Genomic DNA, 21,112 nt, shown 5'->3' with positions numbered 1-21,112 from the left:
ACAATTTATGCTACATTAAGAATATAAATTTTTATTAAATATTTAGTTAAGGAGAATCACGTATCATGAAACGAGTAATTACTTATGGTACATATGATTTATTACATTATGGACACATTGAATTATTAAGAAGAGCACGTGAAATGGGAGATTATCTCATCGTTGCGTTATCTACTGATGAATTCAACCAAGTGAAAAATAAAAAATCATATTATGACTATAATCAACGTAAAATGATGTTAGAATCAATTCGTTATGTAGACTTAGTAATCCCTGAAGATGGTTGGGGTCAAAAAGAATTAGATGTTGAACGTTTCGATGTCGATGTTTTCGTAATGGGACACGACTGGGAAGGCGAATTTGATTTCTTAAAAGATAAATGTGAAGTGATTTATCTTAACCGTACAGAAGGTATTTCTACTACGAAAATCAAACAAGAATTATACGGGAAAGACGCTAAATAATAGCGTATTTATAATAAAGGACAAAGCCAAGACGAGATGTCTGTGCTTTGTCCTTTTATTGTTTTGATTGCATGTGGCCTATTTTCTGCGAAAAGCTTGAATGAATAGATGAATTATAATAGATAATACGATTACTAAACCTATAGCGAAGATAATAGCTATAGTAGGATGAGTTTGCCATATACTTTTAGCAACGGTTGTCGCATGATGGAATATGGGTTTATGTACTGTAACCGAAGGTGGTCCATCTTGTTTAGTGATGAATTCACGTTTGTAATCTGCATGTACTTTGCCTTTATCAATGACTAATTGAAAGTCCTTTTTAGTGAAATCTTTAGGTAGGACGTCGTATAAATCTTGTTCTACATAATATGTTTTACCATTAATTTGATGTTTTCCTTTTGATAGGATTTTTTCATATTTATATTGATTAAATGAACGTTCCATTAACGCATTGCCCATCATGTTGCGTTGTTTTTCTCCGCCGATATGTTTATAATCTCCAGCACCTAATATGACTTGGTTGATTCTAAACCCGTTTCGTTTTGTAGTAATCGTATGGTTGTAATCTGCAGTGTCACTAGAACCAGTTTTTAAACCATCTGTACCCGGTAAACTCATGTCGGCACCATCTAATGAATGGTTGAATGTATAATACGTTACACCATGTGTTGTTGGTGCGAGTTGTTTGGTAAAATCTAATATTTTAGGCGTTTCATTAATCACATGTTGGTCTAAAATGGCATAGTCGCGTGCTGAAGTTGTTGTGTTTTCAGTCTTTTTATATTTAGAAGGAGCAAAGCTCTTGAGACGAGTGTTTTCAGCACCTGAAGGATTCACATAATGTGTATCTTTCATACCGAGTTCCTTGGCTTTTTTATTCATTAAATCTGTGAAGTCATTGACATTACCAGATACTTGCTCGCCCAGTATTAGTGCAGCGGCATTACTAGAATTAGAAACGGTAATTTGAAGTAAATCTGAAATGGTCCACTTCTGTCCTGGATAAAGTTTAGTATTACTCAATTCAGGAAGTGTAGACATTTGATATTCACGATCAGTCATTTTGACTTCATCATTTAAGGATAGCTTTTTATCTTTGACAGCTTCTAAAGTAAGATACATTGTCATGAGTTTGGTCATTGATGCTGGATACCATACCTTATCTTTATTGTATTCATAGAGTATTTGGCCGTCTTGACTCACGTTAATGGCACTTTCAGGTTGATACGCTTCAGTTACTTTACTATAACCATTATCGATAGCAACTTGAACTGGGGTAACATCACCATTCTCTGCATTAGCAAAAGGTGTTATAATATTTAATACGAAGAACATCGTTATGATGAGTATAAAGATTCTTTTCATTATTTCTTTCCTTTAACTATAATTTTCAACTAATATATTTTATCATATACATTATTTGTTACATATATGTAAGATGTTGAATTTTTGAAATTTTATTATAGTTGGGAAAGACTTAAATATTTGGGATGCACGAACTTTTATAGTAAGATTGAGCAAAATTTAAAATATGAATATTAATAGAAGAGGTATTATTATGAAACAAACTAACCCTTTATTCTTTTTATTTAAAAGGCTCTCTTGGCCAATTGGGTTAATCATTGCTGCGGTCATTATTACTTCTTTAGGAAGTTTGAGTGGATTATTAGTACCTCTATTTACTGGGAGATTAGTAGATAAATTCTCAGTAAGTACTATGAACTGGAATCTTGTAGCCATATTTGGTGGTATATTCCTACTTAATGCTATTTTAAGTGGTATTGGATTATATTTACTAAGTAAAATTGGTGAAAAAATGATTTATGATATCCGTTCATTATTATGGGAACATATCATTCAATTAAAAATGCCGTTCTTTGATAAAAACGAAAGTGGTCAATTGATGAGTCGTTTGACAGACGACACAAAGGTAATCAATGAATTTATTTCTCAAAAATTACCTAATTTATTACCTTCAGCATTAACGTTAGTTGGATCTCTCGTTATGCTATTTATCATGGATTGGAAAATGACGTTATTAACGTTTATTACCATTCCTATTTTTGTACTTATCATGATTCCATTAGGTCGTGTGATGCAAAAGATCTCAACGAGTACACAAACAGAAATTGCTAATTTTAGTGGTTTACTTGGGCGTGTACTGACAGAAATGAGATTGGTTAAAGTTTCTAATACAGAAAGATTAGAACTTGATAATGCACATACTAATTTAAAAGAAATTTATCGCTTAGGTTTAAAGCAAGCTAAAATTTCAGCGGTAGTACAACCTATTTCGGGCGTGGTGATGTTACTAACTATCGCTATCATCCTAGGTTTCGGTGCTTTAGAAATCGCAACAGGCGCTATCACTGCAGGTACATTGATCGCAATGATTTTCTATGTGATTCAAATGTCTATGCCGTTGATTAATCTATCAACATTGATAACAGATTATAAAAAAGCTGTTGGGGCAAGTCATCGAATATATGAAATCATGCAAGAACCTATTGAACCTACAGAAGCACTTGAAGAGTCAAAAGATGTTGAGGTACAAGATGGTGAACTTGTATTTGATCATGTGAACTTCAAATATGATGTTAAGTCTATATTGAATGATGTGTCATTTAATATACCTCAAGGACAGGTTAGTGCATTTGTCGGTCCTTCTGGTTCTGGTAAGAGTACGATATTCAATTTAATTGAACGTATGTATGATATTGAAAGTGGCGACATTACGTATAATGGTACAAGTATTTTTGATATTCCATTATCTAAATGGCGTACTAAGATTGGTTATGTGATGCAATCAAACTCTATGATGAGTGGTACGATTAGAGATAATATCTTGTACGGTGTTAATCGTTCAGTATCGGATGAAGAACTTATTAAATACGCTAAATTAGCTAATTGTCATGATTTTATTATGCAATTTGATGAGGGTTACGATACATTAGTTGGTGAACGTGGTCTGAAACTTTCTGGTGGTCAAAGACAACGAATAGATATTGCACGTAGCTTTGTTAAAAATCCAGATATTTTATTATTAGATGAAGCTACCGCTAACTTAGATAGTGAAAGTGAATTGAAAATTCAAGAAGCTCTAGAAACATTGATGGAAGGCCGTACAACGATTGTTATTGCACATAGACTTTCTACAATTAAAAAAGCAGGTCAAATTATCTTTATAGATAAAGGACAAGTGACTGGTAAAGGTACACATAGTGAGTTAATGACAACACATGAGAAATATAAACACTTTGTAACATCCCAAAAGCTTGCTGACTAAAATTTTATAATATAAAGCACATACGCTTGGATGAGTGTATGTGCTTTTTTGTATAATTTAAAGATTTAATGAAAAACGTTATTTTAAGTCATTTTTACAAATGGTATAATTAAGCCAATGAGATGGGCTCTGCTTTTGGGGATGGATTTTATCCATGTTATAGAGTCTTATATCTATACATAAGTTACTTTTGTACAACGCGTTGTTAGAAAATTAAATAAATAGGTGGGTGCCAAATGTTTTTATTGATTAATATCATTGGGTTAATTGTTTTCCTAGGTATTGCAGTATTATTTTCGAGAGCACGAAAAGATATACAATGGAAATCGATTATTATTTTAGTCGTTTTAAACTTATTTTTAGCGTGGTTCTTCATTTACTTCCCATGGGGGAAATCAGGAATTAAAGCAGCTGCAAATGGTATTTCCTGGGTAATTGAATCAGCAAATGCAGGTACAGGATTTGCGTTTAATAGCTTTGTTTCTAATAAGCAGATGGATATGGCTGTTAGCGCACTATTTCCAATTTTATTAGTAGTACCGTTATTTGATATTTTAATGTACTTTAATATTCTGCCGAAATTAATTGGTGCGATTGGTTGGGTTTTAGCAAAAATTACACGCCAACCTAAATTTGAGTCATTCTTTGGTATTGAAATGATGTTCTTAGGTAACACAGAAGCACTAGCTGTTTCTAACGAACAATTGAAACGCATGAATGAAATGCGTGTGTTAACAGTAGCGATGATGTCTATGAGTTCTGTTTCAGGTGCGATTGTTGGTGCCTATGTTCAAATGATTCCAGGTGAATTAGTATTAACTGCGATTCCTTTAAATATCGTGAATGCCATTATTGTCGCGTCAATTTTGAATCCAGTTAGAGTAGAAGATAAAGAAGATATTATTTATAGTATTAAAGATCAAGATATAGAGCGTCAGCCATTCTTTTCTTTCTTAGGTGATTCTGTATTAGCTGCAGGTAAATTAGTATTAATTATCATAGCATTTGTGATTAGTTTCGTAGCATTAGCAGATTTAGCAGATCGTTTGATTAACTTAATTACAGGTGGTATTGGTCACTTGATGGGTCTTAAAGGTAGCTTCGGATTAGACCAAATTTTAGGTGTGTTTATGTATCCATTTGCATTATTACTTGGTCTACCTTGGGATGAAGCTTGGTTAGTTGCACAACAAATGGCGAAAAAAATCGTTACCAACGAATTTGTCGTAATGGGTGAAGTATCGAAGACGATTAATACACTTTCACCTCACCATAAAGCAGTGATATCAACATTCTTAGTATCTTTTGCTAATTTTTCTACTATTGGTATGATTATCGGTACGTTAAAAGGTATCGTAGATAAGAAGACAGCAGATTTTGTTTCTAAGTACGTGCCAATGATGTTGTTAGCAGGGATTTTAGTTTCATTATTAACAGCTGCATTTGTAGGCTTATTCGCATGGTAAATTAAAAATTGATGTACACCTCCTATTGCTAAAATCTTTTTCTAGCAATAGGAGGTGTTTTTAATGATGAAAGATTAAGCATAATAAAAACCAAGTATAGTAAGTGAGGAGACACTTGTTATACTTGGCTTTTATGGGAAATGAATATTAATGTACTTGTAACGGTAAGGACTAGGTACAGTTACAGTACTTCGAGCAAAATTTGTTTTGTTACTATAAACAACACAAAGGAGATAACTTCTTTTGTTAAGAAGTTAACATTATTATAGCAAACCGAAAGCTATAAGTAAATTAAAAATTCTGAAAATTTAAAATTATTTTATCCTTCTTATGTTAAACCTACTATTGCATTAGAGATGATTCATTGATTAGTTGAATAACGGGTAATCAAAATATTTCAAAAATATGAATTATTTACTCTAGCGGTGTTGTGGGGGTCTACATGCGTGTGCTAACATTTTGTTAATCATAAAAAATAAATAAAGGGATGTGGTTGCTTGAACAGATTAATACGAGATTTAATATTAGTCATTATTGGTTCGTTTATTTTTTCAGCGGGTGTTAATGCATTCATTATTTCAGGTAATTTAGGTGAAGGTGGGGTAACAGGTCTAGCTATTGTATTGTACTATGCCTTTCACTTATCACCAGCTATTACTAACTTTGTAGTCAATGCTGTTTTAATTGCAGTAGGATATAAATTTTTAAGTAAGCGTAGTATGTATTTAACCATTGTAGCAACTGTCCTTATTTCAGTATTTTTAAGTTTGACAGAATCTTGGCATGTTGAAACAGGAAATGTCATTGTTAATGCAGTATTTGGCGGAACAAGTGTAGGGTTAGGTATTGGTGTCATTGTATTAGCAGGTGGTACTACTGCAGGAACTACCATTTTAGCTAGAATTGCACATAAGTATTTAGATGTGAGTACACCTTATGCACTTCTCTTCTTCGATTTGATTGTTGTAGTGATTTCATTAACTGTGATTTCATTAGATCGTGCATTAGTTACCGTCATTTCATTATATATAGGAACGAAAGTGATGGAATTTGTAATCGAAGGTTTAAATACAAAGAAAGCGATGACAATTATTTCAAGTAAACCAGATGAAGTGGCTAAAGCCATAGATGAACAAGTAGGGCGCGGATTAACCATATTGAATGGACATGGCTATTATACTAGAGAAGAAAAAGATGTCCTTTATGTCGTAATTACGAAGACGCAAGTGTCACGAGCTAAAAAGATTATTAGAAATATTGATAATCAAGCATTTCTAGTCATTCATGATGTGAGAGATGTTTATGGAAATGGATTCCTTATAGATGAATAAATGATGTTATCCATATGCCGTTTTAAGTAGCAAATTTGTTAACTTAGAACGGCTATTTTAATGCTTTAAAAATGAGAAAATGAATGAAATTTATTAGTCAATATATGTGAAAGATGTTATAATGACTCCTGTGATAATGATTATCAATTACAATGATAAATTTAATAAATAACATATTTAATTACAGTTATGTTTTCGATATAGATATAGTAAATAAGAAAGTAGGGGAATTATGAGTCGTTTAAACGGTGAACAAGTAACAATAGGTTATGGTGATACGACGATTATTAATCATTTAGATGTGGAAATTCCAGATGGCAAAGTAACTTCAATTATTGGACCCAATGGGTGCGGTAAGTCTACCTTACTTAAAGCATTGTCTCGTTTGTTATCTGTAAAAGATGGTACGATTAATTTAGACGGAGAGAGTATCCACACACAATCTACGAAAGAAATTGCTAAGAAAATTGCGATTTTACCACAGTCCCCAGAAGTGGCTGATGGTTTAACTGTTGGTGAATTAGTATCTTATGGCCGATTTCCTCATCAAAAAGGATTTGGGCGTTTATCAGATGAAGATAAAAAAGAAATTAATTGGGCGCTAGAAGTGACAGGTACGTTTGAATTTAGACACCGTTCAATCAACGATTTAAGTGGTGGTCAAAGACAACGTGTCTGGATTGCAATGGCATTGGCTCAACGTACAGATATTATCTTTTTAGATGAACCAACCACATATTTAGATATATGCCATCAATTAGAAATCTTAGAATTAGTACAAAAATTAAATCAAGAACAAGGTTGTACGATTATTATGGTATTACATGATATCAATCAAGCTATTCGATTCTCAGATCATCTAATTGCTATGAAAGATGGTGACATTGTAGCAAATGGTGAAACAAATGAAGTGTTAACACAAGATATTTTAGAACGTGTATTTAATATAGATGTTGTGTTAAGTGAAGATCCTAGAACTGGTAAACCTTTATTAGTGACTTATGATTTATGTCAAAAGGCATATTCTTCATAAATTGTATGATTATTTAAAATATATAGAAAAGGTAAAGATATCATGTCAAAACCAAGGCAAAGCGGTTATATGAAATTTGTGTCTTATTTGATAGGTGGAATAATAGTGCTAGCAATAGCACTATTTTTATCTATTTTATTTGGAGATGCAAAAATAGATATACCCACTATTATAGATGCAATTTTCAATTATAATCCAAAAAATCAACAGCATAATGTGATTAGTGAAATTAGAATTCCTAGAGATTTAGGTGCTATTTTAGTAGGCATGGCATTATCAGTTGCTGGTGCGGTTATTCAAGGTGTCACGAAAAATAGTTTGGCGGATCCAAGTTTAATTGGACTCAATTCTGGTGCGTCATTTGGTTTGGCCATAACCTATGCTTTTTATCCAGAGGCACCTTTTACATTACTTATGGTAGCTGGATTTCTCGGTGCATTGTTAGGCGGTTCGATTGTGTTAATGATTGGTCGCTCAAGAAAAGATGGTTTCAATCCGATGCGTATTATTTTAGCCGGAGCAGCTGTTAGTGCCATGTTAACGGCATTAAGCCAAGGTGTTGCGCTTATCTTTAGATTAAATCAATCTTTAACATTTTGGAGTGCTGGTGGTGTATCAGGAACAACTTGGCCTCAAATTATTTGGACTGGACCAATCATTATTGTGACATTGGTGGTTATTCTCGCAATGAGTAGACAATTAACCATATTGAATTTAGGTGAATCTTTAGCCAAAGGGCTAGGACAGAATGTTACCATGATTAGAGTTGTCATATTAGTCTTAGCAATGGTGCTAGCTGGGGTAGCAGTATCGATGGTAGGTCAAATTGCATTCGTTGGATTAATGGTGCCACATATTGTTCGATTTATCATAGGAACGGATTATTCAAAAGTGTTACCTCTAACAGCCATTTTAGGTGGAATATTAATGTTAGTAGCTGATATGTTGGCTAGATATTTAGGAGACGCGCCAGTGGGTGCGATTATTTCATTTATTGGCGTTCCTTACTTTTTATACTTAGTTAAAAAAGGAGGACGCTCAATATGATAGATAGTAAATTACGACGTAAACAAATCATTACATTTGTGATATTTGCAGTGCTCGTCTTCTTAGCGTGTACATGGAGTATCGCTTCTGGTGAATATAACATCCCTGTAAGTCGATTTTTCCAAATTTTGACCGGTCAGGGTGATTATACAGACACACTAATTTTAGTCGACTTTAGATTACCACGTATGCTAATCACTATTCTTGCTGGTGCAGCATTAAGTATGAGTGGTGCGATTGTACAAAGTGTTACTAAAAACCCAATTGCAGAACCAGGCATACTAGGTATTAACGCTGGTGGTGGTTTCGCAATAGCATTATTCATCACAATTGGTCAGATTAAACCAGATAATTTTGTTTACGTTTTACCAATCATTAGCGTCATTGGTGGTGTAGCGACAGCTTTAATTATTTTTATGTTTAGTGTCAATCAAAGACATGGTGTTACACCATCTAGTATGGTCTTAATAGGTGTAGGTATGCAGACTGCTTTATATGGTGGTTCAATAACATTAATGTCTAAATTCGACAAAGATCAATCGGAATTTATAGCAACATGGTTTGCAGGTAATATCTGGGGAGATGAATGGATATTTGTGATTGCATTTTTACCATGGATCATCATCATACTGCCATATTTATTTTATAAATCTAATGAATTGAACATTATCAATACACATGAGCATGTAGCTAAAGGTTTAGGTGTTAAGGTCGGTAAAGAACGCATGGTATTATTCTTTGTAGCAGTAGTACTATCGTCAGTAGCAGTTGCAGTAGCAGGTTCAATTTCCTTTATAGGATTGATGGGGCCGCATATTGCTAAACGTATTGTGGGGCCACGCCATCAGTTGTTTTTACCAATAGCAGTGCTTGTTGGGGCATTTTTATTAGTGTTCTCAGATACATTAGGCAAGGTAATTTTAGAACCTACAGGCGTACCAGCAGGTATCATCGTTGCAATTATTGGTGCCCCTTACTTCCTATATCTCATGTACAAAACCAAAAATGTATAAAATATGTAAATAAAGTGGCATGTGCGTTACATGTCACTTTAATTATATATATAATTGTTAACGCTTTCTTATGTCGATGCTTTATAATGAAAGTGGATAAATAAGGAGGGCTAACTATGAAAAAACTAATTAAAGATAAACAACAATTTTTAAATGATATGCTCGAAGGTATAAAAATTGCTCATCCAGAATTAGAAGTTATCAATGACACTGTCGTTGTAAAAAAAGATAAAAAAACAACTGGTGTAGCTTTAGTATCAGGTGGTGGGAGTGGTCATGAACCAGCTCATGCAGGCTATGTTGCTCAGGGTATGTTAGATGCTGCAGTTTGTGGTGAAGTATTTACCTCACCAACTCCCGATAAAATTTTAGAGGCCATTAAAGCTGTAGACAATGGTGAAGGCGTACTACTCATCGTTAAAAATTATGCTGGAGACGTCATGAATTTTGAAATGGCACAAGAAATGGCAGAAATGGAAGGTATCAATGCTGCTATGGTAGTAGTGAAAGATGATGTTGCCGTTTCTGATATTGAACAAAGACGTGGTGTAGCCGGAACAGTTTTCGTTCATAAGTTTGCCGGATTTTTAGCCGATAAAGGTCTATCTTTAACAGAAATTCAATCTAAAGTAGAAGAGATTTTACCTACAATTAAAAGTATTGGTATGGCATTAACACCACCTATGGTACCTACAACTGGAAAGTATGGCTTTGATATTGATGAAAATGATATTGAAATTGGTATTGGTATTCATGGTGAAAAAGGATTACAGCGTCAACAAATGGAACCAATAGATCAGATAGTGACACGATTAGGCGATACATTATTACAAGAAGTTAATAGTAAAGAAATACTCGTGATGGTAAATGGTATGGGTGGTACACCTTTATCAGAGCTTACAATTGCCACGTCTTATATTAAACAATATTTTGATGCGCATGATATCACTGTCAAACATTGGTATGTAGGCGATTTTATGACATCATTAGACATGCAAGGATTTTCAATTACAGTCATACCGTATTCAGAAATACTTCTAAAAGCATTACTAGCGCCAACGACGAGTAGATATTTTAATATTTAATGAATAAATATACATGAAAGGAGAATCATAATGGATATCCAAAAGATGAAACAACAATTATTGGATTTAGAGACTACATTTAAAGAACAAGAAGATTCATTAACTGAACTTGATAGAGCTATTGGAGATGGCGATCATGGTGTTAACATGTTAAGAGGTTTTGAGAGTTTAAAAGATAAAATAGATGATAGTTCAATGCAAAGTGTATTTAAATCGACAGGTATGTGTCTGATGTCAAACATTGGAGGTGCTTCAGGACCATTATATGGTTTTAGCTTTGTGAAAATGGCTGAAGTTGTAAAAGATGACATTGATCATAATAATTTAGTAGAGTTACTTGAAACATTTGCAGAGGCAATTGCTAAACGTGGTAAGGTAGAACTTAATGAAAAGACCATGTATGATGTTATTGCCCGTGCTTATGAAGCGGTCAAAAAAGGTGAACAAGTTGATTTAAATCGTCTACAAAGCTTTGCAGAAGAAACTGTAGATATGGTAGCAACGAAAGGGCGTGCATCATACTTTAAAGAAGCGTCTAAAGGTTATATGGATCCAGGCGCACAAAGTATGGTTTATGTATTACATGCACTTATAGGAGATGAGGCTTAATGACAACACTTGTAATTATCAGTCATAGTGAACAAATAGCAAATGGTACGAAAGCATTATTACAGCAAATGGCACCGGATGTTAATGTCGTTGCTAACGGCGGTGTGAATGGTGATATTGGTACATCGTTTGAGACAGTTCAACAGTTAATCAATGATTTAGAAGATGATGCCATGTGTTTTTATGATATAGGTTCATCCGAAATGAATATTGATATGGCTATTGATATGTATGACGGGAATTATAAAATCGTTAAAGTGGATGCACCTATTGTAGAAGGTAGTTTTACAGCCGCAGTTAAATTATCAATAGGTGGCAATTTGGCGGACGCTATAGAAGAAGTTAAACAAACAACTTTTAATAATAAATGATTAATTAAGCTTAAATTGATTTTTTGAAATGAAAGTTAAGGATATCTGTGATATGATTAATATTAAATGTACGATAAAATCTGGCTAATAGGAGGACATTGCCATGCAACATCTTATAAAGAAACATGTATTGAATGGCGAGTTTGATTTAGTAAGACAATTGATGTCCGAAACAGATTTTATGGAATTTGAAGAAGCATATATTTCAAGTGCTCATGAAGTAGAAAGTATGATGTTTTATACTTGTATTTTAGACATGATGAAAGTGGAAGAGACAGCAGAATTGCATGACTTAGCATTCTTATTACTTGTTTATCCACTAAGTGACTATGAAGGTGCTTTACATTCTGCGTATTATCATGCAGATTCATCCATAAAAATAACTGACGGAAATGAAGTTAAAAGCTTATTACAAATGCTATTACTACATGCAATTCCAGAGCCTGTTATCTCTGATAAAAAGGCCTTTGATATTGCAAAACGTATTCTTAAATTAGATCCTAATAACAACGTGGCTCGTAATGTATTGAAAGATACAGCGAAACGTATGGATAATGTTGTTGTTGATATAAATGAACTCAATCAACATCGTAACGCACGTTAAAAAATGAATATTAATTTTGATTAATAAAAGTCATTGAGATGAGTCTGATCGTTTCAATGACTTTTTATTGTGAAATTATAAATTATTTTGCATTAAAATAAATGTGATTTTAATAAATAAATTATTGTAGAATTGTTAGAAAAGTATGAATTTTATATTTTGTAGATTAGTGAAAACAGTTGGTATATAAGTCTAAATCACGGATTTAGGCTTTTTTAACATGCATTGAGTTGGGTTGAAATTAAATAACAGTACGTTATAATTCAAAATATGCGAAACGAAGGAGGTAAACTTTTCATGGGGCTCAATAAAGAAGCTATAAAAATTGGTTTCGCCTATGTCGGCATCGTTGTCGGTGCAGGTTTTTCAACCGGACAAGAAGTGATGCAATTCTTTACACCTTATGGCTTATGGTCATACATTGGTGTCCTTTTATCAGGTTTAATTTTAGGGTTTATAGGTAGACAAGTAGCCAAAATAGGAACAGCTTTTGAAGCAACTAATCATGAATCTACATTGCAATATGTCTTCGGCGATAAATTTAGTAAGATTTTCGATTACATTCTTGTATTCTTTTTATTTGGTATCGCCGTTACGATGATTGCGGGTGCTGGATCAGCCTTCCAAGAAAGTTTTAATGTACCCATTTGGTTAGGTGCTCTAATTATGACTGTAGTTATTTATGGCACATTACTATTAGATTTCAATAAAATAGTAAGAGCTTTGGGTATTGTGACACCATTTTTAATTGTGATGGTTGTATTAATTGCAGTGTACTATTTGTTTAATGGATCTATACCATTGAATAAAGTTAATGATACTGTAGATAAGCCAAACATCATTTTAGGTATTCTTAAAGGTATTCAATATGGTGGTCTTGCATTTGCAGTAGGTTTTAGTACAGTTGTGGCAATTGGTGGAGATGCATCTAAGCGAAAAGTTTCAGGTGCAGGTGCGTTATTTGGTGGTATTGTTTATACTATTCTATTAGCGCTAATTAACTTTGCATTACAAGCAGAATACCCACAAATTAAAGATGCAGCTATTCCTACACTGAATTTAGCAAATGAAATCAATCCATGGATTGGATTAGTTTTAACAATTATTATGTTGGCAGTAATGTATAACACTATATTAGGGTTATGTTACTCATTTGCAGCACGTTTCACTGAACCATATAGTAAAAAATATCATGTGTTCATTATTATAATGATGATTGCGGCCTACATTTTAAGTTTCGTAGGATTTGCTGATTTAATTAACTATTTATATAATATTATGGGTGTAGTCGGTTTATTTATAGTTGTTGCCGTACTAATCAAATATTATAAACGTAAGAGTGATGACAAAAAACATATTGCATAATGATATGTAATTTGATGTACTTTACAATTAAAAGCGATTGATTTAATCTTAAAAGCAATTCATCTTTTTAAATAGAAGGTGAATTGCTTTTTTAATGTAATTATTATGCCAATTAATAATATAAGTGAGCATTGATGAGAGGATTATCCGTCATGAAGGCAAAACATAAATGGTTGTTGATAACTGTCGTTGTTATTTTAATAGTAGGTACTAGTACTGGTCTGTTATTGAAAAAACATTATGATCATGAACACCGACAACAACAAAATAAAGAAAAAGTCCAAATAAATAATAAAAACGTGAAAGTCTTACAGAATATTTCTTATGGTCAAGGCATACCTAATAGTAAATTAGATATTATTATGCCATCTGATATGAATAAAGATAGTAAGTTACCAGTCATCTTTTGGATGCATGGTGGTGGTTTTATTGCTGGTGATAAACAGTATAAAAATCCTTTACTATCCAAAATAGCTGAGCAAGGTTACATTGTGGTAAACGTCAACTATGCGTTAGCGCCTCAATATAAGTATCCTACACCTATTGAACAAATGAACAAAGCTGTCAAATTTATAAAAACGAATGAACATGATTTGCCTATTGATTTTGATCAAGTCATTATAGGTGGTGATTCTGCTGGCGCACAATTAACCAGTCAATATGTTGCTATGCAAACAAATCAATCGTTACGTGATGAAATGAAATTTGAACCCGAATTTAAACCTTCTCAAATTAAAGCAGCGATATTCTTTGGTGGTTTCTATGATATGAAGACAGTTAAAGCTACAGAGTTTCCTAGGATCCAATTATTTATGAGAAGTTATACAGGTACAACAAATTGGGAGAGTAATTTTAAAAACTTATCTCAAATGTCTACGATAAATCAAATAACTAAAGATTATCCGCCTACATTTTTATCAGTGGGTGATGCGGATCCATTTTATAGTCAGAACATAGATTTTTATAAAAAATTAAAAGAAAAAGATGTGCCAGCTGAAACATTATTTTATGATGGTTCACATCACTTACACCATCAATATCAATTTCATTTAAATAAACCAGAATCCAAAGAGAATATTAAACGGGTACTCTTATTCTTAAGTAGAAACACATCTTCTTCAGGTGTTGAACGAAACAATCAATCTAATCACAATGAAAACAATAATTTGAATAAAGATGTACAATTAGACCCATTTAGTGAATAAATGAAGCAAAACACCGTAAAACGACAACAATAGTCGCTTTACGGTGTTTTTATACATGATATATCGTTATCAACTTATTTCATCTAATTATATGATAAAATTCAATATGTAATTATCATAAATAATTAATTTAAAATTTTAGCCATCACGTATTCATTATAATATTTGTTGTTAATATACAACTTATCTTTTAGTTCGCCTTCAATTTGGAATCCAGCGCTCTTAAATAAGTTAACAGCTCCATCATTTTCAGGTACTACTGTTGCTTCAATTCGACGGATATTATGATTGAGGGACCAGGCTTCTATCGCATTAATTAAAGTTTGTCCGACGCCGTCTTTTTGGTACAGTTTTTTTACACCTAGATAAACAATCGCTTCATGACGTGTACGTTCATATGTTTCAGTACCTACAAAACCGTATCCTACAAGTTGATCATTACTTTCGACAACGAAAATCGCCTTAGAAGAAGAGGTAATATAATCTTCTAAGCGTTTAATCACTTCGTTAGTACTAGGTGCATATTCACCAGGATTGTAAAATGTGAATTCTGATTCATCATAGATTTTAGTAAGTAAGTCTATAAAATTGTCTACGTCTTTTATACTAATTTCACGAATAGCGTGAGGCATGAAAACACTCCTATATTCATTTAAGTTTCTGCTACTTCTATATTATAATATAAATAAGTTAAGTTTGCTTTGAATCGTGTAATTGCACACGATGGAGTGTTCATTATACACAAGGGAGTTTAAAATATGAAACCAAAAGTACTTTTAGCAGGTGGCACAGGCTATATTGGAAAACATTTAAGTTCAGTCATTGAAAATGATGCCGATTTATATGTATTGTCCAAGTATCCTAAACCAGAACATGTTAATGCAACCGATATGACATGGTTACAGAGCGATATTTTTAATTATCAAGATGTTGTTGAAGCAATGAAAGAGATAGATATAGCTATTTTTTATTTAGATCCAACGAAAAATTCAGCAAAATTAACGCAAGCAACAGCGCGAGATCTTAATTTAATTGCTGCTGACAACTTTGGTAGGGCAGCGGCAGTGAATCATGTTAAAAAGTTAGTATATATTCCGGGAAGTCGAAATGATAATCAAACGATGGAACGTTTAGGCGCTTATGGTGTACCTGTAGAGCGTACGAAACTGGAAATTAAACGTCCACATATCAATGTCGAATTGCAAGTATCTAAGTACGATGATGTTAGAACAGCTATGAAAATGGTTTTGCCTAAAAAATGGACACTTAATCAAGTTGTAGAATACTTTTTTAATTGGTTAGATAAAACCAAAGGAACGATTGTTAAGACGTATCATAGTGATGACCATTATTATATATATTTAAAAAGTAAAAACAAACCATTGGCTATTTTTAAGAAAGTGTTAACAGAGGAAAATCTTATCACTTTATATTTAGTTGGAGGTAAGTTAGTAAAATCCAATGCGAAAAAGCAAGGTAAATTAGAGTTTCGATTGTTAAAAAATAATGCAATCGTTATAGTTCATCTATATGATTACATTCCTAAAATGTTTTGGCCTGTATATTATTTTGTTCAAGCGCCACTACAAGGTATTATGATGCGTGGATTTGAAGTAGATTGTCGCATCAAACATTTTCAAGGACGAGTTCAATCTGGAGAAAAAATTAAATACACAAAATAATAAGGTGATATGAATGCAAATATTATTAGTAGAAGATGATAATACATTGTTCCAAGAACTAAAAAAAGAGTTAGAACAATGGGATTTTAATGTGGTTGGTATAGATGATTTTGGAAATGTTATGGATACATTTGAAGCATTTAATCCAGAAATTGTTATTCTAGACGTGCAATTGCCAAAATATGATGGCTTTTATTGGTGTAGAAAAATGAGACAAGTGTCTAATGTACCTATTTTATTCTTATCATCCCGAGATAATCCAATGGATCAAGTCATGAGCATGGAGTTAGGTGCTGATGATTATATTCAAAAACCATTTTATACCAATGTTTTAATAGCTAAACTCCAGGCGGTTTATCGCAGAGTATACGAATTTGGTGTTGAAGAAAAACGTACATTGAACTGGCAAGATGCTGTAGTAGATCTATCAAAGGATAGTATTCAAAAAGGTGATCAAGCTATCTTTTTATCTAAAACAGAAATGATCATTTTAGAAATGTTAGTCAATAAAAGAAATCAAATTGTCTCACGTGATACGCTAATCACCGCATTATGGGATGATGAAGCTTTTGTAAGTGATAATACCTTGACTGTCAATGTCAATCGCTTGAGAAAGAAACTATCTGAAATAGGTATGGACAGTGCGATAGAAACTAAGGTTGGTAAAGGATATATGGCACATGAATAATTTAAAGTGGTTTTGGTTATTCGTTAAATCGCGATTAAATTGGATCTTATGGATTGTATTTATCAATCTAGTTATGATCGGAATTTCGTATATAGATTATGATATTGCAGCAGATAGTGTTTGGTATATCGTAGTTTTGAACTTAGGTATGAGTGTATTATTCATTATTTTTACGTTTTTCAAAGAATCTAGGTTGTCTAAGCACTTTTATAAAAATAAAGAAATAGAAGAAATTAAACATAAAGATTTAGCTGAAACACCATTTCAACAACAAATCGTAGACTATTTATATCGAAATATAACATCGCAAAAAGATAAGGTATTAGCGCAACAGGTACAAATCAAAAACCATGAACAAAGTATTACAGAATTTGTTCATGGTATTAAAACACCAGTAACAGCAATGAAGTTATTAATTGATCAAGAGCAAGATTATAAACGTAAACAAGCATTGTTATATGAATGGTCGCGTATTAATGAAATGTTAGATAAACAATTATATTTAACAAGGTTAGAAACTCAAAATAAAGATATGTACTTTGACTATGTATCTTTAAAACGAATGGTTATAGATGAAATTCAGTTGACGCGTCATATTAGTCAGGCTAAAGGTATTGGATTTGAATTGAATTTTACGGATGATTTTAAAGTTTATACAGATTTAAAATGGTGCCGTATGATGATCAGACAAATATTATCTAATTCATTAAAATATAGTGAAGATAATATGATCGAAATGAATGGTAAATGCACAGATCAGCATATCGTATTAGAAATAAAGGATTATGGACGGGGTATAAGTAAGAAAGATATGCCAAGAATTTTTGAAAGAGGTTACACGTCAACAGCTAATAGAAATGAAACGACGTCCTCAGGTATGGGTTTGTATTTGGTTGATAGTGTTAAATCACAATTAGGAATTGAAATTAAAGTGGAATCTAGCGTAGGAAAAGGAACTACTTTTAGTCTCATATTCCCACAACAAAATGAAGTGATTGAACGCATGTCTGAAGTGACAACATTGTCATTTTAAACATGCGTTTTGTTACACAGAATTAGCGCATTTGTTATATACAATCGTTATAATAATATTGAATAGTTATGCGTTTCATTATATCTACAAATGATGTGGCATCAACGATAAACAGTTGATAATCATAGGAGTGTTAAAGTGGCAATATTAGAAGTAAAACAATTAACAAAAATATATGGGAATCAATATTCACCGCAAGAAGTGTTACACGATATCAATTTATCAGTTGAAAAAGGTGAATTTATCTCGATTATGGGGCCATCTGGTTCAGGAAAAACAACCTTATTGAATGTACTCAGTTCCATAGATTATGCAACGCGAGGATCGATTAAATTAAATGGTCAATCATTAGATAAATTATCAAACAAAGCTTTATCAAATATTCGTAAAAAAGACATTGGGTTTATTTTCCAAGATTATAATGTCTTGCATACCTTAACTGTAAAAGAAAATATTATGCTACCATTATCGGTGAAGAAAATAGATAAACAAGAAATGAAACAGCGATATGATCGAATCGTGGAGGCATTAAATATTAGTGATATCAGTGATAAGTATCCATCTGAATTGTCAGGAGGACAAATCCAAAGAACGTCTGCCGCTAGAGCCTTTATTACTAACCCGTCAATTATCTTTGCTGATGAACCAACAGGAGCATTAGACTCTAAAAGTACACAAGCCTTATTAAAACGACTGTGCAAAATGAATGAGAAATTTGATACTACAATTATAATGGTTACACATGATCCAGTAGCTGCCAGTTATTCAAATCGAGTAGTTATGTTAAAAGATGGAAGAATATTTACAGAAATTTTCCAAGGTGAAGATGATAAACAAACCTTTTATAATGAAATTATTAGAACACAAAGTGTACTTGGTGGCGTGAATTATGACCTTTAAAGAAATTATTTTTAAAAACTTCCAACAAAAGTTTTCGCATTATGCCATATATTTATTTTCTTTAGTGATTAGTGTAGTACTGTATTTTAGTTTTATTACTTTAAAATATGCACATCATTTACATGGCAACCAGAATTATCCAATCATTAAAGAAGGCTCTCAAATAGGTAGTTATTTTCTATTTATCATTATTATCGTATTTATTTTGTACGCGAATTTGTTATTTTTAAAACGGAGAGGTCGTGAATTTGCCTTATTGCAAACAATCGGTCTTTCAAGATTCAATATTTTACAAATGATTATGATTGAACAGTTACTTATTTTTATAGCGACTTCTATTTTAGGTATTATCATCGGTATTTTTGGATCTAAGATACTATTAATGATTGTTCTAAGATTACTCGGTATTAACATTACTGTTTCAATCATTTTCAGTGTGTCTGCTATTTTACAAGCAATTTTATTAATTGTTGTGGCATATATTTTAACCATAGGTCAAAGCTATTTTTATATAAGGAGACGTTCGATTATAGAATTAGCCTCTAATATGACTAAGAGAGAAATCAACCATAATCGTTTTACAATTGGTGAATTAATTTTAGGTGTATTAGGCGTTCTTATGATTCTGACAGGTTACTATTTATCGACTACAGTTGTTCAACATTTTAATAGTATTTTTCAACCGTTTGTCATTTTAATATGTACTGTGATTGGAGCATATTTCTTTTTTAGAAGTACTGTTTCTTTAATTTTTAAAGCAATTAAAAAAGTGAGACAAGATACAGTAAGCGTCAACGATGTGATGTTTACTGCACCAATTATGTATCGTATAAAGAAAAATGCATTTTCTTTAACTGTTATGACAATTATTTCTGCTATTACTGTATCAGTATTGTGTTTTGCAGCGATTAGTCGTGGGACGTTAACCAATGAAGTTCTATTGAATTCGCCACATGATGTGACATTAAAAGATAAAGAAAAGGCAAATGAATTAGCATATGAATTAAACAATAAAAATATTGAGCATTTTTATAATTATAAAGAAGTTGTTTATAGTAAGCTGTTTAAAGATAAATTATTTGAAAAAGGCATTGCTAAACCATATGAAGTATCTGTAACAAGTGACAAGTATATCCCTAATGTTGAAGTGTCGAAGGGTTACACAGATATTATTGTACCTGAAGGTAAAGTGAGTGATGTCATGAAATATAAGAAACACGGTGCAACACAATTAGGTACACATCAACACGCCATCAAGGTTAAATTAAATAAAGAAATAAACCAAGTTTATTTTATGAGCGATGTTGATTTAGGAGGGCCTACTTTAGTATTAAATGATAAAGATTACCAATACTTGAGAAATCATGCTAAAGCTAAAGATATTGTGTCTCAATATGGATTTGATATTAAGCATAAAAAGGATATGCCGGAATTGCAAAGCGCGGTAAAAAATGTAGATAAAAATATTGAAACAAGAAGTGAAGCGGCAAGTGAAATTTCTAGTTTAACGGGTGTATTACTATTTGTTACATCATTTTTAGGGATCACATTTTTAATTGCTGCAGGCTGTATCATATATATTAAGCAAATCGATGAAACAGAAGATGAAATAGAAAATTATTCTATATTGCGTAAATTAGGATTTTCACATCGAGATATGGCAAAAGGTTTGAAATTAAAGGTTCTATTTAACTTTGCATTACCATTAATCATTGCTTTATTACATGCTTATTTTGCTTCATTAGCATTTATGTCATTATTAGGTGCGACCAATCAAATCCCTATATTTATTGTTATGGCAGTGTACACAGACATCTATGCTGTATTTGCTCTAACAGCGTATAACCACTCTAAAAGAACAATTAGACATTCAATTTAAGATTAATAAAAAAGGATTTCATTGTGATTATAAAATGTACAATGAAAT

At 32.3% G+C, this 21,112-nt stretch carries 20 protein-coding genes; 18 read left to right on the top strand and 2 right to left on the bottom strand.

The annotated features are described in order from the left end of the window. Window positions 1–65: 65 nt before the first annotated feature. Entirely contained in the window at window positions 66–464 is a 399-nt protein-coding gene (gene tagD, locus EL082_RS10180) for a glycerol-3-phosphate cytidylyltransferase (protein WP_002465978.1), read from the top strand. A gap of 78 nt (window positions 465–542) precedes the next feature. On the opposite strand, the gene pbp4 is transcribed toward tagD, so the two are convergent. Next, complete coding sequence (gene pbp4 / locus EL082_RS10175; RefSeq protein WP_002465980.1) at window positions 543–1,832, bottom strand: penicillin-binding protein PBP4; 1,290 nt, start codon at window positions 1,830–1,832, stop codon at window positions 543–545. A gap of 193 nt (window positions 1,833–2,025) precedes the next feature. Between pbp4 and EL082_RS10170 the strand changes: the two genes are divergently transcribed. The 12 genes from EL082_RS10170 to EL082_RS10115 all read left to right on the top strand — a co-directional run bounded on the left by EL082_RS10170 (window position 2,026) and on the right by EL082_RS10115 (window position 14,882). After that, entirely contained in the window at window positions 2,026–3,753 is a 1,728-nt protein-coding gene (locus EL082_RS10170) for an ABC transporter ATP-binding protein (RefSeq protein WP_015365323.1), read from the top strand. Window positions 3,754–3,989: 236 nt separating this feature from the next. Beyond that, the gene (locus tag EL082_RS10165; protein ID WP_002465985.1) at window positions 3,990–5,219 is read left to right on the top strand and encodes a NupC/NupG family nucleoside CNT transporter; all 1,230 of its coding nucleotides are present in this window, start codon (window positions 3,990–3,992) and stop codon (window positions 5,217–5,219) included. A gap of 497 nt (window positions 5,220–5,716) precedes the next feature. Then, the gene (locus EL082_RS10160) at window positions 5,717–6,550 is read left to right on the top strand and encodes a YitT family protein (protein ID WP_002465988.1); all 834 of its coding nucleotides are present in this window, start codon (window positions 5,717–5,719) and stop codon (window positions 6,548–6,550) included. A gap of 232 nt (window positions 6,551–6,782) precedes the next feature. Then, window positions 6,783–7,583, top strand: coding sequence for an ABC transporter ATP-binding protein (locus tag EL082_RS10155; protein WP_002465971.1), 801 nt, complete (start codon window positions 6,783–6,785; stop codon window positions 7,581–7,583). Between the two features lie 69 nt (window positions 7,584–7,652). Further along, window positions 7,653–8,630 carry a FecCD family ABC transporter permease gene (locus EL082_RS10150; protein WP_308880599.1) on the top strand — a complete coding sequence of 326 codons (978 nt, stop codon included), beginning with the start codon at window positions 7,653–7,655 and terminating at the stop codon, window positions 8,628–8,630. After that, complete coding sequence (locus tag EL082_RS10145) at window positions 8,627–9,643, top strand: FecCD family ABC transporter permease (protein ID WP_002465982.1); 1,017 nt, start codon at window positions 8,627–8,629, stop codon at window positions 9,641–9,643. The genes EL082_RS10150 and EL082_RS10145 overlap by 4 nt, the downstream gene beginning before the upstream one ends. A 116-nt stretch (window positions 9,644–9,759) precedes the next feature. Then, window positions 9,760–10,728 carry a dihydroxyacetone kinase subunit DhaK gene (gene dhaK, locus EL082_RS10140; RefSeq protein WP_015365322.1) on the top strand — a complete coding sequence of 323 codons (969 nt, stop codon included), beginning with the start codon at window positions 9,760–9,762 and terminating at the stop codon, window positions 10,726–10,728. 30 nt (window positions 10,729–10,758) lie between these two features. Further along, a complete protein-coding gene (gene dhaL, locus EL082_RS10135) occupies window positions 10,759–11,337 on the top strand; it encodes a dihydroxyacetone kinase subunit DhaL (protein ID WP_002465959.1) in 579 nt (192 codons plus the stop codon). Further along, a complete protein-coding gene (gene dhaM, locus EL082_RS10130) occupies window positions 11,337–11,708 on the top strand; it encodes a dihydroxyacetone kinase phosphoryl donor subunit DhaM (protein ID WP_002465961.1) in 372 nt (123 codons plus the stop codon). Before dhaL ends, dhaM begins: the two co-directional genes overlap by 1 nt. 103 nt (window positions 11,709–11,811) lie before the next feature. Next, window positions 11,812–12,312, top strand: coding sequence for a hypothetical protein (locus EL082_RS10125; RefSeq protein WP_002465974.1), 501 nt, complete (start codon window positions 11,812–11,814; stop codon window positions 12,310–12,312). 297 nt (window positions 12,313–12,609) lie between these two features. Continuing rightward, window positions 12,610–13,677: a YkvI family membrane protein gene (locus tag EL082_RS10120; RefSeq protein ID WP_002465991.1), complete on the top strand. Its 1,068-nt coding sequence runs from the start codon at window positions 12,610–12,612 to the stop codon at window positions 13,675–13,677. Between the two features lie 152 nt (window positions 13,678–13,829). After that, complete coding sequence (locus EL082_RS10115; RefSeq protein WP_015365321.1) at window positions 13,830–14,882, top strand: alpha/beta hydrolase; 1,053 nt, start codon at window positions 13,830–13,832, stop codon at window positions 14,880–14,882. A 125-nt stretch (window positions 14,883–15,007) separates the two neighbouring features. Here the strand turns inward: EL082_RS10115 and EL082_RS10110 are convergent, their stop codons facing one another. Continuing rightward, entirely contained in the window at window positions 15,008–15,514 is a 507-nt protein-coding gene (locus EL082_RS10110; protein ID WP_002465993.1) for a GNAT family N-acetyltransferase, read from the bottom strand. A gap of 126 nt (window positions 15,515–15,640) precedes the next feature. Here EL082_RS10110 and EL082_RS10105 point away from each other — a divergent pair, with 126 nt between their 5' ends. From EL082_RS10105 to EL082_RS10085, 5 genes are all read left to right on the top strand, one after another. Continuing rightward, complete coding sequence (locus EL082_RS10105) at window positions 15,641–16,564, top strand: NAD-dependent epimerase/dehydratase family protein (RefSeq protein WP_015365320.1); 924 nt, start codon at window positions 15,641–15,643, stop codon at window positions 16,562–16,564. A 13-nt stretch (window positions 16,565–16,577) separates the two neighbouring features. Further along, window positions 16,578–17,252 (top strand): response regulator transcription factor GraR/ApsR, encoded by a 675-nt coding sequence (gene graR, locus EL082_RS10100; RefSeq protein WP_002451014.1) that lies wholly within the window; start codon window positions 16,578–16,580, stop codon window positions 17,250–17,252. Continuing rightward, window positions 17,245–18,285 (top strand): sensor histidine kinase, encoded by a 1,041-nt coding sequence (locus EL082_RS10095; RefSeq protein WP_049416140.1) that lies wholly within the window; start codon window positions 17,245–17,247, stop codon window positions 18,283–18,285. The genes graR and EL082_RS10095 overlap by 8 nt, the downstream gene beginning before the upstream one ends. A gap of 138 nt (window positions 18,286–18,423) precedes the next feature. Next, window positions 18,424–19,185, top strand: a complete 762-nt coding sequence (locus tag EL082_RS10090; protein ID WP_049416139.1) for an ABC transporter ATP-binding protein — start codon at window positions 18,424–18,426, stop codon at window positions 19,183–19,185. Beyond that, entirely contained in the window at window positions 19,175–21,064 is a 1,890-nt protein-coding gene (locus EL082_RS10085) for an FtsX-like permease family protein (RefSeq protein WP_049416135.1), read from the top strand. The genes EL082_RS10090 and EL082_RS10085 overlap by 11 nt, the downstream gene beginning before the upstream one ends. The last annotated feature ends 48 nt before the right edge of the window (window positions 21,065–21,112 follow it).

The sequence above is a fragment of the Staphylococcus warneri genome (genome assembly GCF_900636385.1).
Classification (GTDB): Bacteria; Bacillota; Bacilli; order Staphylococcales; family Staphylococcaceae; genus Staphylococcus; species Staphylococcus warneri.
The sequence above is the reverse complement of the archived record's forward strand: the minus strand, read 5'-3'. Positions and strand labels throughout refer to the sequence as shown.

Bases quoted from the DNA above. Each gene is read 5' to 3' on its own strand.
- tagD (WP_002465978.1), top strand. From the start codon at position 66: ATGAAACGAGTAATTACTTATGGTACATATGATTTATTACATTATGGA.
- pbp4 (WP_002465980.1), bottom strand. From the start codon at position 1,832: ATGAAAAGAATCTTTATACTCATCATAACGATGTTCTTCGTATTAAAT.
- EL082_RS10170 (WP_015365323.1), top strand. From the start codon at position 2,026: ATGAAACAAACTAACCCTTTATTCTTTTTATTTAAAAGGCTCTCTTGG.
- EL082_RS10165 (WP_002465985.1), top strand. From the start codon at position 3,990: ATGTTTTTATTGATTAATATCATTGGGTTAATTGTTTTCCTAGGTATT.
- EL082_RS10155 (WP_002465971.1), top strand. From the start codon at position 6,783: ATGAGTCGTTTAAACGGTGAACAAGTAACAATAGGTTATGGTGATACG.
- EL082_RS10150 (WP_308880599.1), top strand. From the start codon at position 7,653: ATGAAATTTGTGTCTTATTTGATAGGTGGAATAATAGTGCTAGCAATA.
- EL082_RS10145 (WP_002465982.1), top strand. From the start codon at position 8,627: ATGATAGATAGTAAATTACGACGTAAACAAATCATTACATTTGTGATA.
- dhaK (WP_015365322.1), top strand. From the start codon at position 9,760: ATGAAAAAACTAATTAAAGATAAACAACAATTTTTAAATGATATGCTC.
- dhaL (WP_002465959.1), top strand. From the start codon at position 10,759: ATGGATATCCAAAAGATGAAACAACAATTATTGGATTTAGAGACTACA.
- dhaM (WP_002465961.1), top strand. From the start codon at position 11,337: ATGACAACACTTGTAATTATCAGTCATAGTGAACAAATAGCAAATGGT.
- EL082_RS10125 (WP_002465974.1), top strand. From the start codon at position 11,812: ATGCAACATCTTATAAAGAAACATGTATTGAATGGCGAGTTTGATTTA.
- EL082_RS10120 (WP_002465991.1), top strand. From the start codon at position 12,610: ATGGGGCTCAATAAAGAAGCTATAAAAATTGGTTTCGCCTATGTCGGC.
- EL082_RS10115 (WP_015365321.1), top strand. From the start codon at position 13,830: ATGAAGGCAAAACATAAATGGTTGTTGATAACTGTCGTTGTTATTTTA.
- EL082_RS10110 (WP_002465993.1), bottom strand. From the start codon at position 15,514: ATGCCTCACGCTATTCGTGAAATTAGTATAAAAGACGTAGACAATTTT.
- EL082_RS10105 (WP_015365320.1), top strand. From the start codon at position 15,641: ATGAAACCAAAAGTACTTTTAGCAGGTGGCACAGGCTATATTGGAAAA.
- graR (WP_002451014.1), top strand. From the start codon at position 16,578: ATGCAAATATTATTAGTAGAAGATGATAATACATTGTTCCAAGAACTA.
- EL082_RS10095 (WP_049416140.1), top strand. From the start codon at position 17,245: ATGAATAATTTAAAGTGGTTTTGGTTATTCGTTAAATCGCGATTAAAT.
- EL082_RS10085 (WP_049416135.1), top strand. From the start codon at position 19,175: ATGACCTTTAAAGAAATTATTTTTAAAAACTTCCAACAAAAGTTTTCG.